This is a genomic window from Pseudomonas sp. WS 5410, assembly GCF_012985645.1.
Classification (GTDB): Bacteria; Pseudomonadota; Gammaproteobacteria; order Pseudomonadales; family Pseudomonadaceae; genus Aquipseudomonas; species Aquipseudomonas shahriarae.
Map to the genome: position 1 here is coordinate 210,214 of NZ_JAAQWS010000006.1, position 14,919 is coordinate 225,132.

The 14,919-nt window shown below is 62.0% G+C and carries 15 protein-coding genes; 11 read left to right on the forward strand and 4 right to left on the reverse strand.

Going from position 1 to position 14,919, the window contains the following annotated elements:
- Positions 1-9: 9 nt before the first annotated feature.
- The 9 genes from HBO24_RS11665 to HBO24_RS11705 all read left to right on the forward strand — a co-directional run bounded on the left by HBO24_RS11665 (position 10) and on the right by HBO24_RS11705 (position 8,117).
- The gene (locus HBO24_RS11665; protein WP_057441695.1) at positions 10-840 is read left to right on the forward strand and encodes a hypothetical protein; all 831 of its coding nucleotides are present in this window, start codon (positions 10-12) and stop codon (positions 838-840) included.
- A gap of 187 nt (positions 841-1,027) precedes the next feature.
- Positions 1,028-2,023, forward strand: a complete 996-nt coding sequence (locus HBO24_RS11670) for an HOASN domain-containing protein (protein ID WP_057441694.1) — start codon at positions 1,028-1,030, stop codon at positions 2,021-2,023.
- Between the two features lie 39 nt (positions 2,024-2,062).
- Positions 2,063-3,049 (forward strand): HOASN domain-containing protein, encoded by a 987-nt coding sequence (locus tag HBO24_RS11675; RefSeq protein ID WP_057441693.1) that lies wholly within the window; start codon positions 2,063-2,065, stop codon positions 3,047-3,049.
- A gap of 29 nt (positions 3,050-3,078) precedes the next feature.
- A complete protein-coding gene (gene purB / locus HBO24_RS11680; protein WP_115128611.1) occupies positions 3,079-4,512 on the forward strand; it encodes an adenylosuccinate lyase in 1,434 nt (477 codons plus the stop codon).
- Positions 4,512-5,960 carry an adenylosuccinate lyase family protein gene (locus HBO24_RS11685; RefSeq protein ID WP_115128610.1) on the forward strand — a complete coding sequence of 483 codons (1,449 nt, stop codon included), beginning with the start codon at positions 4,512-4,514 and terminating at the stop codon, positions 5,958-5,960. Before purB ends, HBO24_RS11685 begins: the two co-directional genes overlap by 1 nt.
- A gap of 45 nt (positions 5,961-6,005) precedes the next feature.
- On the forward strand, positions 6,006-7,079 hold the full coding sequence (locus HBO24_RS11690) for a methyltransferase domain-containing protein (protein ID WP_057444279.1): 1,074 nt from the start codon (positions 6,006-6,008) through the stop codon (positions 7,077-7,079).
- 119 nt (positions 7,080-7,198) lie between these two features.
- Positions 7,199-7,537: a DUF2388 domain-containing protein gene (locus HBO24_RS11695; protein ID WP_057444280.1), complete on the forward strand. Its 339-nt coding sequence runs from the start codon at positions 7,199-7,201 to the stop codon at positions 7,535-7,537.
- A 95-nt stretch (positions 7,538-7,632) separates the two neighbouring features.
- Positions 7,633-7,794 carry a hypothetical protein gene (locus HBO24_RS11700; RefSeq protein WP_162947739.1) on the forward strand — a complete coding sequence of 54 codons (162 nt, stop codon included), beginning with the start codon at positions 7,633-7,635 and terminating at the stop codon, positions 7,792-7,794.
- A gap of 5 nt (positions 7,795-7,799) precedes the next feature.
- Complete coding sequence (locus HBO24_RS11705; RefSeq protein WP_057441684.1) at positions 7,800-8,117, forward strand: hypothetical protein; 318 nt, start codon at positions 7,800-7,802, stop codon at positions 8,115-8,117.
- A 180-nt stretch (positions 8,118-8,297) separates the two neighbouring features.
- On the opposite strand, the gene HBO24_RS11710 is transcribed toward HBO24_RS11705, so the two are convergent.
- Positions 8,298-9,371: an L-dopachrome tautomerase-related protein gene (locus HBO24_RS11710; RefSeq protein ID WP_115128608.1), complete on the reverse strand. Its 1,074-nt coding sequence runs from the start codon at positions 9,369-9,371 to the stop codon at positions 8,298-8,300.
- A gap of 302 nt (positions 9,372-9,673) precedes the next feature.
- Here HBO24_RS11710 and HBO24_RS11715 point away from each other — a divergent pair, with 302 nt between their 5' ends.
- Positions 9,674-9,814, forward strand: coding sequence for a hypothetical protein (locus tag HBO24_RS11715; protein WP_164844833.1), 141 nt, complete (start codon positions 9,674-9,676; stop codon positions 9,812-9,814).
- Here the strand turns inward: HBO24_RS11715 and HBO24_RS11720 are convergent.
- The gene (locus HBO24_RS11720) at positions 9,811-11,046 is read right to left on the reverse strand and encodes a DUF1835 domain-containing protein (RefSeq protein ID WP_170059745.1); all 1,236 of its coding nucleotides are present in this window, start codon (positions 11,044-11,046) and stop codon (positions 9,811-9,813) included. The genes HBO24_RS11715 and HBO24_RS11720 overlap by 4 nt on opposite strands.
- A 244-nt stretch (positions 11,047-11,290) precedes the next feature.
- On the opposite strand from HBO24_RS11720, the gene HBO24_RS11725 reads away from it, so the two are divergent.
- Positions 11,291-11,692, forward strand: coding sequence for a Rid family hydrolase (locus HBO24_RS11725; RefSeq protein WP_057441680.1), 402 nt, complete (start codon positions 11,291-11,293; stop codon positions 11,690-11,692).
- Here HBO24_RS11725 and HBO24_RS11730 read toward each other — a convergent pair whose 3' ends face one another.
- A complete protein-coding gene (locus HBO24_RS11730) occupies positions 11,693-13,180 on the reverse strand; it encodes an aldehyde dehydrogenase family protein (protein WP_170059746.1) in 1,488 nt (495 codons plus the stop codon).
- Between the two features lie 226 nt (positions 13,181-13,406).
- A complete protein-coding gene (locus HBO24_RS11735; protein WP_170059747.1) occupies positions 13,407-14,735 on the reverse strand; it encodes a hypothetical protein in 1,329 nt (442 codons plus the stop codon).
- Between the last annotated feature and the right edge of the window lie 184 nt (positions 14,736-14,919).

Here is a 14,919-nt window from a genome sequence, read left to right on the forward strand (position 1 = left end):
GTCACCCAGATGGATACCAAGCAGGTTCTAACCGTTGGCCTGGCAGTGCTAGGCGCGGCGACAATGCCGTCGATGGCAGCCCAGGAAAGCATCAAAGGCACGTTCGCGCTGCCCGGCGAGAGCGAAAAGGCTGTTGGCGCGCTGATCGTCAAAGAAACCGGCCCACTGACACGTGAGTTGTCGATTGCCTTTACCGACAAGGCCACCGGGCAACCTATCGTGCAGTTTGACGAAGAACTGACCCAGCGCCTTCATGTGCTGGCGACCGACAGCCATTTCACCAGCTTTATCCATGAGCACGCGGCCAAGCTGGGCGCTGATGGTCGCTTCAAGGTCGCGATGAAGTTTCCCCGGCCGGGCACCTATTACGTCTATGCCGATGCCGTGCCGAGCGGGCTTGGCCAGCAGGTGGTGCGCTTCGAGGTGCCAGTACAGGGCGGCAGCGATGCGGTGGCCCAGGCGCCGTCTAAACCGGAGCAAGGTAGCGATGGCCCGTACACGGTCAAGTTGGACACGTCGGCCTTGCGTGCCGGCAGCGAAAGCATGATGTCGCTGACCGTGCTCAAGGATGGCAAGCCGGCCCAGGATCTGGACACCTACCTGGGTGTGGCGGCCCATGCGGTTTTCGTCAGTACCGATGAGCTGGACTATGTGCATGCGCATGCCATGGCGGCGCAGGCCGCCCACGGTGACCATGGCGACCCAGGCGCAGTCTCGGCGCAGTTGATGCTGCATGCCAAGCCCGCGCATGCGGGGCCTTATGCCTTGTGGATTCAATTCAAGGGTGGCGACAAAATTCGTACCGTGCCTTTCCTCGTGACAGTTCCCGCCGCGTCCTGAAGTCTCCCCCCGGCATCCTCGCCTCGCCGTTGGTCAGCCATCGGCGGGGCGAACAGCCCTGGTTACGGGCTGTTTCAACTCAATGAAAAGAATTTTCCTACAGGTGTTGACCTTGCCACTGGAGGAACCTTTAGGATTTTTTTCGAGTACGCAACCATCATAAAAATAAGGATCAAAGGGGTTATCAATGGATACTGCTGCCCTGCAACAACGCCCGGATGCCCATCAGTGCACCATCGCTTCGGCGCTGATGGCTGATGCTTTAAAGCCCGGCGCGCCATACACCCAGGTCACCAGCGCGCTGGAAGCGCTGCTTGCGCTGACCCGGCAAGGCCTGTCGGGAGACGCCGACGCCTACGCCCACTACCAGTCAGCACTGCTGCAACTGCACATTCCCGGCGAGCCGCGCACCGAGCCGACCCGTCGCTGGATGGCCAGTGAGGTTTACCGCGTCGAAGATGAATTCGCCGCCGACCTGCCGAGTTTCACCGCACTGCCGGCGGATGAGTTCCGCAAGCAGGTCGATGCTGAAATCGCCGCACGCAGCCGGGTCAATCATCCCATGTCGGTGCACCTGTTCCAGGGCACGCCTCCGGTGCAAGACGTGCGCTTCTTCCTGGAACACCACTGGACCCGCTCTTACAACTTCTACAGCCTGCTGGCCGAACTGGCCTTTCGCTTCGAAGCCATTGAGGACGCGTCGGTGTTCTACCGCAACCTTTACGGCGAGGCAGGGGCGGAGACACCGGAGCGTTCCCACCCGGCGATGCTGGCCCACCTCATGGAGTATTTCGATATTCCGCTGGCGATTGACTTCCCGGCACTGCACCCCCTGGAAAAGGCCTACCTGAACAATCGCATTCGTTGTGTGCGGCACACCGATGTGGCGTGGGGCCTGGCGTTGCTGTACGCCGTCGAGTCGGTCAGTTGCGTCAACCATCGGCGCATCTACGAGTTGTTGCAGCGCCTCGAGGTGCCAGAGGGGCCCAGTGAGTTCCACCGCCTGCATGGCACCCAGGATGAGATCGACACCGAGGAAATGTGGGCACTGATCGCCAAGTTCGCCGGTGATGAAGGCTTCCAGCGCATGTTCATGCGGGCGCTCAAGCGTCACTTCGAAATCAACAAGGCCTACTTCGACAGCCTGTGGCAGCAGATGCAGGAACAACGCCTGCCCGCCTGATCCTCCCAGCGACCCTAGAACAAAAAAATGGAGCACATGATGAGCCCACGTAATTTCTCGCTGCCGCAATTACAGAGCATTCACACCGCTGAAGCCCGCCTGCTGGCTGAGGCGCTCAAACCTGACACGACATTCAACCGTATCGAAATTGCCGCCAATATGCTGCGCGCCTTGTGCGAATCGGGCCACCGGGGCGATGCCGCGAACGCGGCGCAGTGTCAGCAATTGTTGTACATCCTGTCGCTGAGCGATGACGTCGCCACTGCCTCGACCCGGCGCTGGCTGGCCAATGCCATCTATGGCGTGCAAGAGCGTTTCATGCCGTCTGCGGACCTGGCATCGCCCTTGTCCGAAGCTGGCTTCCAACAGCGCCTGGAAGAGGAAATTGCCGCGCAGTCGCGGGAAAACCATCCGATGTCGCAGTACATATTTGAAGGCAAGGCCTCCCGTGAGCAACTGCAGGTGTTCCTGCATCACCAGTGGTTCCGCACCTTCCGCCTGTACCGCGACGCCGCGGACCTGCTGGTCAACCTCACCGACGTGGACGAGGCAGCCGCGCTTGGCCGTTACCTCTACGGCGAGCTGGGCGAAGAGGACGAGCAGCGCTCCCACCCACGGCTGTTGGCCAAGCTCCTCGGCGCCGTGGGCCTGCCTGCTGATTTCGACGCCATCTCGACCATGCCCGAAGAGATCGCCTACCTGAACAACCGGGCCCGGTGCTTTCGCAACCCGGATGTCGGCTGGGGCCTGGCGGTGTTCTACATCACCGAACTGGTGGTTCCCGGCAACCACGGCAAGTTGTACAACGCCTTGCGCAACGCTGGCCTGAGCCAGGACGACGCGGAGTACTACGAAGTGCATATCAGCCTTGTCCCGCCGCGGGCCAAGCGTGAATGGGCGCTGATCTCACGGCGTATTCCGGACCTCGCGTTCCAGAATTCATTCCTGACGTCCCTGGCCCAGCACTTCCGGCTGGAGAGGGCTTATTACGACGCTGTCTGGGAAGAAGTGCAGCGCGTGAAGTAGCCCTCCCTGGACAACGCGAGTAACCCGACATGCCGAGTCATATATCAGAATCCCGTATCCACGGGGGCGCTTACTCGTCCCCGGAATTTGCCGCGATCTTCTCTGATGCCAATCAGGTGCAGAAGTGGCTCGATGTTGAAACAGCGCTGGCGGCGACCCAGGCGCAGATGGGCATCATCCCCCATGAAGCTGCGCGGGAAATCGCCCGGGTGGCCAGTGTGGAGCTGCTCGACCTCGACGCACTGGGGCGCGAGAGCATGGAAACCGGGCACATCCTGGTGCCGACCATTCGCGCACTGGAGGCCTTGTGCGCCGATGGGTTGGGTGAGTACGTGCATTACGGCGTGACCACCCAGGACATCCTCGACACCGGGCTCGTCCTGCAGGTTCGCGATGCCTGGGGCCTGGTCTTGCAGCGTTTGCGGGGGATTCGTGGGCATTTGCTCACGCTCGCCCTGCAGCATAAGCACACGCCGATGGTCGCCAGGACCCACGGGCAGCAAGCGCTGCCCACCACGTTTGGCTACAAGGTCGCGGTGTGGGTCGATGAAATTGATCGACACCTTGAGCGCTTTGATGAGGCGTATGCCCGGGTAATGGTGGGCAACCTGACCGGCGCCGTGGGCACCTTGGCGGCCTTGGGCACACAGGGCCTGGAGGTGCAGCGCCGGACCCTGGAGAGCCTTGGCCTGGCGGCACCGTTGAGCAGTTGGCACAGCGCCCGCGACCGGGTGCTGGAGGCGGCCTGGCTGCTGGTCCAGGCCTCGGCGACCTTGGGCCGGGTCGCCAATGAGATCTACCACCTGCAACGCACCGAGATAGATGAAGTGCGTGAAGGCCGCCGGGCAGGGCAGGTGGGGAGCAGCACCATGCCCCACAAGCAAAACCCGTCGACGGTGGATCTGATCAGCGCGCTTTCGCGGCTGGTACGCGCACAAATGCTCGCGCTGACCGATGCGGCGTTCCAGTTGCATGAGCGTGACGGCACCACCTGGCGCATCGAATGGGCGGCCTTGCCGGAGCTGTTCATCTACGCCGGTGCCTTGCTTGCACGGATGGAGGGTGTGCTGCTGGCCGGGCTGGACGTGCGCGAAGCGCGCATGCGCAGCAACCTGGATTTGCTGGACGGGCTGATCCTGTCGGAGCGGGTCATGCTCGCGCTGGCGCCTCGCCTGGGCAAGCAGACGGCCCATCAGTTGGTTCACGAAATAGCTCTGCAAGCCCAAGGCGCGGGTGTTTCTTTTCGCGAAGCCCTGCTCAACGATCAGCGTTTGCACGGCTGTTTCACCCGCCAAGCGCTCGACGACCTGCTTGACCCGACCACCTACACGGGGCTTGCGGCACAGATGGTCGAATTGGTGGCGAACAAAGCGATACCCCGGTCTTCAAGCGATGGCCTTGAAGCGGTGATGGCAACCCCAGGAAATGTCGGTCAGTCCCAGTACGCGATGGAGGGTATGTGATGGATTCGCAAACGTTGGAAAAGGTAGCCCGTGCATCTTGCACCGCTCGTTCGGAACACCTCGGCCTGGGTCATGACGGCGAGCAGTGCCGGCACGAACACAGCCACATCCTCGACTCGAAAACCCACGGTTCAGGCTATGCCGGCCCGCAGAGCCGCAAGATCTTCTGCAGTCACTGCCGCCTGCAGCGCTGGCTGGATGTGGAAGCTGCGCTGGCCATGGCCCAGGCCGATGTCAATATCATCCCGCTCGAGGCCGCCCTGGAGATCGAAAAAGCCGCCTTGCTGTCGGGCATCAATGTGCGCCAGTTGGCCGAAGGCGTGGCTGCCACCGGTCATTCGCTGATGCCCTTGCTGAGCGCCCTGCAAAAAAACTGCAGCCCGAGTGCCCGTGAATTCGTGCACTACGGCGCCACCACCCAGGACATACAGGACACCGCCCAGTCCATGGAAATGCGCGACGTCCTCGACGCGATGGACCTGGCCCTTGAGACCTTGCTGGGCAAACTGTCGACGCTGGCCGATGCGCACCGTGATTCGCTGATGGTCGCCAGGACCCATTCGATCCCTGCCTTGCCAACCACCTTCGGACTGAAGGTCGCCGGCTGGATTGATGAACTGCTGCGCCACCGCCAGCGCCTGGCTGAGGCCCGCCAGCGAGTGCTGGTGGTGCAGCTGTTTGGCGGGGTCGGCACGATGGCGGCGTTCGGTCCGGACGCGATGCCCATGCTGGAGCGTTTTGCGCAGCGCTTGTCGCTGCAAGTACCCCTGACCGGATGGCACGTATCCCGTGACCGTGTCGCAGAGTTCGTCAGTACCTTGGCCATGGTCACGGCATCGCTGGCCCGTGTGGCCGACGAAATCCGCACGCTCAATCGCTGGGAAATCGGCGAGGTGGAAGTGGGCTGGAGCGATCAGCAGATCGGCAGCAGCACCATGCCCCACAAGCGCAACCCCGAGGGCTGCGAGCAGGTCGTGGTCCTGGCGCGGTTAGCCAAGGCCCAGGTCGTGCTCGCGCTGGACGCGATGATCCTCGAGCACGAGCGCGATTACCGTGGCACGCGCCTGGAGTGGTGTGCGGTGGCGGACGTTTCGCACTATGCGCTGATGGCGCTCTCGATTCTGACCGAGACCATCGACGGGCTGACCGTTAACGTCAAGAAGATGGAATGCACCGCCCAGGGCTATGGCGATGCGATCTGCACCGAAGCCGTGGTGTTCGAAATGGCACGCAAGCTCGGCAAGAGCAGCGCCTACCAAATCATCTTCGAAGTGTCCCAGGCGAGCCAGCGCGATCACGTGTCGATCCGCACGGCGATCGAGGCCGATACCCGGGTGGTCGCTGTCATGGATGCAGGCGTCCTGGCGCGGCTGTTCGAGCCCAGAAGCCATCTGGGCATGTCCGAACGCATTGTCGATAACGTGCTGTCCAAACTGACGGACCGCTGACCCTTGCTCAATGAGCAGGCTTGCAAACTTATCAAGGAGAGACAGATGTCTAAGGTTATGGAAGTTGATAAAACCAAGGTCCAGCAGTTTTCCGCGCGGATCATGGAGGATTACGGCAACACACTGCGCGGTGCGATGCTCTACATCGGTGACCAGCTTGGCCTGTTCAAGGCACTGGCCGACGGTGAGGCCGTGACCCTGGAACAGCTGGCGCAGAAGACCGGCTACAACGCACGCTATTTGCGCGAATGGCTGGGCAGCATGGTCACCGGCAGCTATGTGACCTATGACGCGCAAACCCGTAGCTACCAGATGCCCGCTGAATTTGTGCCGGTTCTCGCCGATGAAGACTCGCCCTATTTTGCCGGTGGGATCATTCAGCTGAGTGTGCCGTTCGTGAGCATGGCGCCCAAGGTCATCGAAGCTTTTCGCCACGGTGGTGGTTGCGCCGAAGAGGCGTTTCCGCTGGAAACCTGGAAAGGCATGGAGCGCATGACCATGCCTTGGTACAAGCACTACTTGGTCCAGCACTGGATTCCTTCCCTGGACGGCGTCGAAGAGAAGCTCAAGACCGGCGGCAGTGTCCTGGATTTCGGTTGCGGCGCCGGCCTTGCGGCGATCACCATGGCCAAGGCATACCCTGAGGCCCGGATTGTCGGCTGCGACTTTCACCTGCCTTCCATCGAGCTGGCACGGGCCAATGCCGAGGCAGCCGGGGTCGGTGACCGGGTGCAATTCGAGGTGAACGATTCGGATGCCTTGCGAGGCCAGCAATTCGACTTCGTGACCACCTTTGTGGTGATCCACGATGCCACCGATCCTCAGCAGATGCTCAAGGACCTGCGCGCCGCGACGGCCGAAGACGGCACCTACCTGATGGTCGAGCTCAACCTGTCCGAAGAGCTTCACGAGAACATGAACCTGTTCGGTCGAGTGATGTATCCGCAGAGCACCCTGTATTGCATGACCTGCTCGCTGTCCCACGGTGGGGCAGGGCTGGGGGCGTTCATGGGCGAGAAACGCGCACGGCAGATGGCGCAAGCCGCCGGGTTCAGCCACTTCCGCAAGGTACCTTCCGAATGGCCGCCAATGCCGGCGTTGTTTGAACTCAAGCCGTGACCTAGCGTGCCCGGGGGCGTGTGGTACACGTTCCCGGGCATGCTCCTGCGACACCTGCGTGATGGACCGCCCAACTCTGTTATCGTGGCGCCCCTCTGAACGCACGGAAGCAATCACCCATGGATTTCTGCAAACCCCTGGCAATCGTCCTCCTGGCGTCGATTGGCAACCCCGCTGTGGCCGCCGAAAACAATAACCCGTTCCAGGGGGCGCTCATGCTCACCTCGGTAGCGCCCTTTGTGATTACCTCGGGAGCCACCGCCGGTACTTCCTACATTCCAGAGCTTTTCAAATCCTCCAAAAGTGACGCGCTGGCGTTCATTGGCTCCGATGGTGAGATCCGGGGTGCACAGTTCGAGCAGGCATGCAGGTTTTACCGCTCGACCTACAAGCCGCCACTGATGTCTGACGCACAGCTGGCTCTGGCTATCGCGGCCTCATCTATACCGCCACTCTAGTGTTGCTTGTTCACGCCGCTCAACGGAACGTATGATCTGAGCCAGCCCTCCTTAGTTGGGGCTGCGCCGACTCACACCCGTTGAAGGACATGAGCATGCAAAAGCACTTCGGTAATTCAGGCCTGTTCAAGGCTGCTTCGTATCACTGCAACAACTCCCTGGTGAGCGGCATCGCGCGCTGGGAGCTGAAAAACATTGCGCTGAATACGAAGGAGTTTTTGATATGTCCAAAGAACTACTCGGAGTTTTTGCTCTAGGGTTGATGGTGATCGGTGAGTTTTGTGCAATCTACAGCGAGGTAGTCACCGCCAGGCTGGCCCATGCCGGCGACGGTTCATGGCAGGCATTCATCATGCCTGTAGTGCTGATGTGCTTTGCCGGGCTTTGCCTGTTGGGCGCCTATTGGCTGGGGTATGTGGCGGTCGGTGATATCTGGATCGTCACCGTGGTCTCGGTCACGTCCTTGCTGCTACTGGAGCCTGTGGTGGTCTGGGCACTGTTCCATGAGGCACCTGGGCGCGGCGCATTGATCGGCTTTTGCCTGGGGGCGCTGGGGATGCTGGCTACGGTATTGCTGTAGTTGCACTTTTCTGGCCCGGCATGCAGATGCCGGGCACCCCGCTTTCAACCAAATCCCAGACAAAGAAAAGCCCGCGATGGGGAGTGCGGGCTTAAAGGTTTTCACTAGGAGCTGGGATCACCTTAGGCGCCCGACTGTGAAAGGGATGTGAAAGCGTTAAGCAATCTGCAGTCGCGCTGATCAGCGCTGTATCGATAAGCGATAAACCCCCACCGGCCACTGCACCAGGGATTTACCCTTGTTGAACAGGGCTACGCGGTCCATTTGTGGAGTGGGCAGCCACAACGTCCCGTCCTTGTCCAGGAAGGGCGCGTCAACCCAGTGCAGGCGCTTGTCCACGATCAGGGTTTCGATCTGTCCGTCAGGGCGGCGCACGCGCATGGCGTCGTGGGCCAGATCGGAAAAGTACAGGTTGCCCTGTGCATCCATGACCGAACCTCCCGTTGCCGGTATATCGGCAAAGAATTCTACCCGCGCGGCCAGTTGTTCCGGGGGCAGGGCCGGGTTCGCAAGGTCCTGGATCCGCACCTTGAACCACGGGCCTTGCAGCGCACCATAGTACAGCCAGACGCCGTCAATGCTGACTTCCAGCGGGTCGGCGTTGACGCGCAGGGGTTGGCCGTTGGGAGCCTTGACCACCTGGTTGCTGAGGATCAAGTCCCGGTCGGGCCGGGCGACCACTGAGGCATGCTGGTTCAGCACGCGCCGGGCTTCGCCGGTCTCCAGGTCGACGACAATAATGCCGGCATTTCCCGCATCGGTGAGGAAGGCCTTGCCGGCGCTGAAGCGGACGTCGTCCACGTAGCTGCCGGCCATGGCGATATCTGGCCCGAAGAAGTAGGTGCGAACCACCTGGTTTGTAGGCAGGTCGATACACACCAGCTTTGCGCCTTGGCTGACAGGGTTGCCGCCGAATTCGGGCGATCCGGTATCCACCACCCACAGTTTGTCACCCTCCAGGCGCAGGGCATTGATATTCACGAAGACGTTGGCAGCATCCCGCCCTGGTGCCCAGCTGTTCCAGGCACCGCTTGGATAGGCAGCGCGCTGGCCATTTTGGTCGATTGCCGTCAGTTGTGGCCCCTGGGTCCCGGTCCAGCGTGGCCCCGAGAGAAACGTGCGGCCGCTATAGTGCGCTACGGCGTTCCAGATCTGCCCGGAGCTTTGGACCGCGACGTCCAGCTCGGGCTGTTTGACGGTGGCGCACCCGGCAAGCAGTGCCAGCATGGCGGCGCCCAGCAGCAAACGGGTCATGAGCGTGCTCCCCCAGCGCGGGCACAGGTATCCCACAACTCGGTGAGGCGTTGATGGAGGGTGTGCATGAACTGGCTGACGGCGGCTTTCGACATGATGATTCTCCTGCATCTGGTGACGTGACCTAACGAGGAGATAGCTTGATTGCTGGCGTTTGACTGAAAAAGCCCAGGTTCGATGCAATCAGTTTCTTCAAAATATTGATAATCCGCGTTCACACAGCCCAATACGCCACGTTCGTTGCGCAATGTTTCCCCGGGTGAGAAGTTGGCCTAATTGTGACCGGTTATCATCTGCTGCCTATGTCATCTCCTTCCGCACGCATCCTGGTCATCGAGGATGACCTCGAGTTGTGCACCTTGCATAAACACGCCGGCAAGCCCTTGTCCAAGCGGCGCAAGCTCGTGGCGATGAACCTGCAGATGCTCAGCCAGGGGCGTTAGGTCCGCCAGGCTGGCACGCCCTTGTCTTTGATCGTCCAGTGCGGCTGCCCCGGTGCGATCTGCACGCCACCGACCCAGCGCTCGTGGCTTGCATGATCGGGCCAGTACTCGCTGCCACTCAACACCCGGTGGCCCAGGGGCGTCAGCGCCAGTGTGCGGCCAGGCCAGGGTAGGTGGCTGTCGGACTCAGTCAGCAAAGGAGAGGCCCCGTCGATCAGCGGCCGCATCAGGGCATGGAACATCATGTCGCCGAGGTAGGGCAGGGGTTCACGCTTGGCCATCAGCTCGGCGAACACTCGGGCAAACGGCGTGGGGCCGACTTCGGCCAGATATTGCAGGGCCAGGCGCTCGGTCAGCGACAAGCCATCGCGAGCGCCGGGCAACTCCTGCAACTGCCGGCGCAGTGCCGGGGCCAGCAAGGGTAAGGCGGGGTGGGGGTTGCGGGCCAACTGTGCCAGGGCCACGGGCGAGCTGTCGCAATAGGCCGCCCAAGCCTGCCGCGCCAATTGGCGCATGGGCTCGTCAACTGGCCGGCGCTGGGGCCACAGCCAGGCCAACACCTGCGGGGCCAATTGCCCGATGCCGATAAAGCGCTGCACGCCGGGAATGCGGTCGACCGCGATCAACTCCAGCCTGGCCGGCGTGTGCTGAAGACCTGCCAGGGCACGGATCAGGAACAGTTGGTCATAGGCATCCGCTTCGCACCACAACACGCTGTGGTCGGCGCTGCCCAGCTCTTCAAGATGGCTGTACTCATCGTCCAGGCGGCGTGCGGCATCTGCCACATCCAGGGTAAACGCCTGGCCGATGAAGCGCGCCCGCATCGCCCGGTAGGCCTCGCCAGGCAAGGCCTGGACCGGGCCCATGCACAGCGGGTCGCTGAGCATCCGAAACCGCCCCTTGAACCCCGCCACGCCGAGGCTGTGGGCAATATCGTTGCCGCAGCGCCAATGGGTGGTGCGCGCTTCATCGCTGGCTTCGAAACCGGGGTGGTTGGCGGCAAAATCCACTGCATCCACATGGGCCTTGAGCTTGGGCCAACTGCTGAAACCCAGTTGCCGGGCAATCAGCCATTGGGCATCGGAAAGCGTCGGGTGGGGGCTGGCAAGCAGCGCCAGTTCAGTGGGCGCGGTGCCGTGTTTCAGGCGCTGCAACAGTTCCTTGGCGCGCTTGCGCTGCTGCTCAAGGTTGATACGACCGTCAGTGGACGGTGAGGCGGGGCGTTGCGACATACGATCTCCTTGCACAAACCTTGTCCGCTTTAAGGTTGGGAGTCGTAGTGATGAAGTATGCAGTCATGTCCTGGGCGCAGCCCTTTCCGCGGAGGGTGGCGTAGATGGCGCCTGGCGCGAATATAGGTAGGGGGAGGCTGGATTGCAAGGTGTTCTGTTTCTGGATGTTGAAATCGGCAACTTCTCCAAGAGCCGAAAAAACACTTGAGGTAGCCTTATTTCCTACAGACAACAAGGAGTCGTCATGCAACGAAAAACTATCAATCCCCCGACAGTCTTCAACTCTCTGCAATACGGTTTCAGCCAGGCCATGGAAGTGCGCGAGGGCCGGCGCATTCTTTTGTCCGGCCAGGTGGGGGTGGATGCTGACGAGCGCACCGTCGGCCCCGGCATCGCCGAGCAGACCGCCACCGCCCTGGACAATATCGAAAAGGTCCTGGCCGCGGCCGAGGGCGATCTGTCCCATGTGATCATGCTGCGCCTGTATATCGTCGAGTCCGCCCGCGATCAGCAGGAGCCTATCGCTGCCGCGCTGCGCGAGCGTTTCCCCGACAATCCGCCGCCGTCGTCATGGATCATCGTCAGCGGCCTGTCGCTGCCCGAGTGGTTGATCGAGATCGAGGCGGAGGCGCTGATCCCGGGGTGATCAATAGCGCATCATCACCGACTTGAGTTCGGTGTAGTCCTCGATAAACGCGCTGCCAAACTCCCGGCCAATCCCCGAGGATTTGTTGCCACCGAACGGCACGGCCGGGTCGAGCAGGGTGTGCATGTTCACCCATACCGTGCCGGCGTTGATCGCCGGGACCATGCGCAGCGCCTTGCCCAGGTCGTTGGTCCACAGGCTGGCGCTGAGGCCGCCAGCGGTGTGGTTTATCAACGCCAGCAACTCATCCTCATCGTCGTAGGGCAGGAACGTGGCGATAGGGCCGAAGGTCTCTTCGGTGAGCAGCGTGTCGTTGATGCTGTTGGCGAGAATGATCGTGGGCTCGACATAGCAACCCGGCCGATCCATTGGCTGGCCGCCATGGATGATCGTGTTGTTTTCGGCGCGGGCGGTGGCAAAAAAACCTTCCAGCTTCAGCTGGTGCTGACGGTGGGTGACCGGGCCGAACTCGGTGCGCTCATCCAGTGGCGAGCCGATATTCAGTCGGCTCAAACGCTGGGCCAGGGCTTGCATGACCGGGTTGATCTGCGAGCGGTGGACGAAGAACCGCTCGGCCGCCGCGCAGATTTGCCCGGAGTGCAGGAACCCGGCTTCGATAATGCCGTTGACGGCGGTTTCCAGCTTCACATCGGGCAGGAACGCCGCGGCGTTTTTGCCACCCAGTTCCAGGGTCGCGCGGGTCAGGCCGGCACCCATGGCCGCGCTGCCCACCGCAAGGCCGGTGGGCACCGAACCGGTGAATGACACCTTGTCGGTGCCGGGGTGTTCGATCAGCCCCTTACCCACCTGGCCGCCGCCGGTCAGCACATTCAGCACGCCAGCGGGCAGGCCGGCTTCCACCGCCAGTTCGGCAATGCGCAGCAGGGTCAGCGGCGTGAACTCGCTGGGCTTGATGATGATGCTGCACCCGGTCACCAGGGCCGAGGCGAGTTTCCAGATGGCGATCATGGTCGAGAAATTCCACGGCACGATGCCTACCACCACGCCCACCGGTTCGCGCAGGGTGAAGGCGGTGTAGCGCTCGCCGGCAAACGAAGGCAGTGACGGGGTGAGGGTCTGGCCGCTGATCTTGGTCGCCCAGCCTGCGTAATAACGCAGGAAATGCGCGGCCTGGTCCACCTCGAACGCCCGGGAAATCTGGATGATCTTGCCCGACTGACAGGTCTCGATCTGTGCCAGCTCCTCACGGTGGCGTTCCAGCAGGTCGGCGAGTTTGAGCAGCACGTTACCGCGCACTGCGGGGGCGGTCTGCGACCATTGTTTAAAGCCGTGCCTGGCGGAGGCCACGGCCAGCTCGATATCACTGGCTTGCGCGTCGGCGACCGTGGCGATGACCTGGCCGGTGGCAGGGTTGATCACCTCCAGGGTCTGGCTGGACTGGCTGGCGACGTAGCCACCGTCGATAAACAGGCCGTGGTCTCGACGCAAGAAGGCTTCGACGGTGGGCAGCAGCGCGATATCGCTCATGGGGAGGTTCCTGATCAAAAGGGAAACCCCGAGGCTAACCAACGCTGCAGGCGACAGCTTGACTGTGCCTGCCGGGGCGTATGTCTGTGGCTGCCATGCCCCTGTGGGAGCGGGCTTGCCCGCGATGGCTGAGTGTCAGTCGATACATTCGGCGGATGAACTACCGCTATCGCGGGCAAGCCTGCTCCCACAGGGGAAGTGCGGTGGCTCAGGTGCAACCCACGGCTTAGAACGGTACCGCCACCACCAACTGGCTATACACGTTGGTGCCATTGCCACCGACCTGGTTGCCGCCCGTCTCCTGGTCCTTGTCCGGTTGGTACAGGCCAATCAACGGCGTGATGATCAGGTGTTCGTTCACCGCCCATTCGACATACAGGTCCAGCTCGCGGCCATCCAGGTCGAGCATGTTGCGCTTGCTGACAGTCTGGTAGTCGAAGAACAGTGCGCCGAGGGTCAGGTTGTCCAGCGGCTTGACCTTGAGTGCCACGTGCTGCACCGAGGTGTTGCTGTTGTAGGGCCCGGAGTAGTTGCCCGCCACTTCGCCCTGGACCCAGGTACCCAACCCTCGATTGAAGCCAGCGAATAGCGCATCCCAGTTTTTCGAGTAGCGCGCATAGCGGTAGGTCAGGTCCGGCGACCAGGGCAGGTCGGTGAAGGTGTAGCCGGCCTCGGCGTACCAGGCTTTTTCCGGGCCGGGGTCTTTGTCCTGCCAGGCGTATTCAAACGAGAAGTGCGCGTTGTCGATCCCGGCATTCCCGGTGCCGCGCAGGCTGTAGAGGTTCATGCCCTTGCGTTGACGTTGCAGGTCGTTGGCAAACCGCTCGTCCACGTCGATGCCATGCAGGTAGGTCAGACCCAGGGTGCCTGGCGCTGCGCTGTATTCCAGGGTGCCGATGGCCATTTCGGTCAGGGCCTGGGCGCGGTTGTCGGACTCGATCCATATCAGGCTGCCATGCAGGCCGTCCTTGCCGCCCAGGCGCATCACTGCCGCCTTGTCGAACGCATGCCGCGCCGCGATGTAATAGGCGCCGCCGCGGTCGAACTCACCGTCGGCCACGCCATTGCCCAGGTTCGGGCCATCGTCGTTGATGATAAAGCCGTCGCCCACGGTGATGATCTGGCGCCCGTACGACAGGTCCAGGCCATCCTTGCCCAGGGCCGGCAACAGGTCCCCCGAGCGCCAGCCGGCAAAGGCTTCGTCGAACTTGGTGGTGCGCTCGCTGCCGTCAGTCACGCGGGAGGCATCGCCATCGCCCCAGGTGCCGGAACTCACCAGGTTGGCGGTGCCATACACACTGGCGTTGCTGCCCAGGGTCTGCTCGACGCTCAAGCCGTACTTGATAAAGCCTTCACGCCAGGTCGAACCGCCCTGGCTGCCCTCGTAGTTCTTGCGACTGTTGAACATGCCGTACACGGCCAGGAAGTTGCCGGTGACGGTGGTGTCGTCGTCGGCATACAGTTCGATTGCCTGGGCTGAAGGTTGGCCAATCAACAGCGCCAGACCCAGGCCGACAGCCGGGCGCAGGTGGCGGGTTTTGCGTGTGTGCTCCATTGTTATAGTCCCCCAAGGGTTAAGTTGAGGGCGCATTAGGGCGAGCGTCGGCGGCGCAAGTCTTTCACCTGCGTGCCAGGTAATTGATCCTGGCCGCCAGGCTGCAAACCCTGGCAGGGAGCAACAAAACCGGCGGCAGCCAGGGGCAAGACGATCAGGTTGGGCGGGGCGCACAGTGCAAACA

Coding starts and splice junctions, on each gene's coding strand:
- HBO24_RS11665 (WP_057441695.1), top strand. CDS start 10: ATGGATACCAAGCAGGTTCTAACCGTTGGCCTGGCAGTGCTAGGCGCG.
- HBO24_RS11670 (WP_057441694.1), top strand. CDS start 1,028: ATGGATACTGCTGCCCTGCAACAACGCCCGGATGCCCATCAGTGCACC.
- HBO24_RS11675 (WP_057441693.1), top strand. CDS start 2,063: ATGAGCCCACGTAATTTCTCGCTGCCGCAATTACAGAGCATTCACACC.
- purB (WP_115128611.1), top strand. CDS start 3,079: ATGCCGAGTCATATATCAGAATCCCGTATCCACGGGGGCGCTTACTCG.
- HBO24_RS11685 (WP_115128610.1), top strand. CDS start 4,512: ATGGATTCGCAAACGTTGGAAAAGGTAGCCCGTGCATCTTGCACCGCT.
- HBO24_RS11690 (WP_057444279.1), top strand. CDS start 6,006: ATGTCTAAGGTTATGGAAGTTGATAAAACCAAGGTCCAGCAGTTTTCC.
- HBO24_RS11695 (WP_057444280.1), top strand. CDS start 7,199: ATGGATTTCTGCAAACCCCTGGCAATCGTCCTCCTGGCGTCGATTGGC.
- HBO24_RS11700 (WP_162947739.1), top strand. CDS start 7,633: ATGCAAAAGCACTTCGGTAATTCAGGCCTGTTCAAGGCTGCTTCGTAT.
- HBO24_RS11705 (WP_057441684.1), top strand. CDS start 7,800: ATGGTGATCGGTGAGTTTTGTGCAATCTACAGCGAGGTAGTCACCGCC.
- HBO24_RS11710 (WP_115128608.1), bottom strand. CDS start 9,371: ATGACCCGTTTGCTGCTGGGCGCCGCCATGCTGGCACTGCTTGCCGGG.
- HBO24_RS11715 (WP_164844833.1), top strand. CDS start 9,674: ATGTCATCTCCTTCCGCACGCATCCTGGTCATCGAGGATGACCTCGAG.
- HBO24_RS11720 (WP_170059745.1), bottom strand. CDS start 11,046: ATGTCGCAACGCCCCGCCTCACCGTCCACTGACGGTCGTATCAACCTT.
- HBO24_RS11725 (WP_057441680.1), top strand. CDS start 11,291: ATGCAACGAAAAACTATCAATCCCCCGACAGTCTTCAACTCTCTGCAA.
- HBO24_RS11730 (WP_170059746.1), bottom strand. CDS start 13,180: ATGAGCGATATCGCGCTGCTGCCCACCGTCGAAGCCTTCTTGCGTCGA.
- HBO24_RS11735 (WP_170059747.1), bottom strand. CDS start 14,735: ATGGAGCACACACGCAAAACCCGCCACCTGCGCCCGGCTGTCGGCCTG.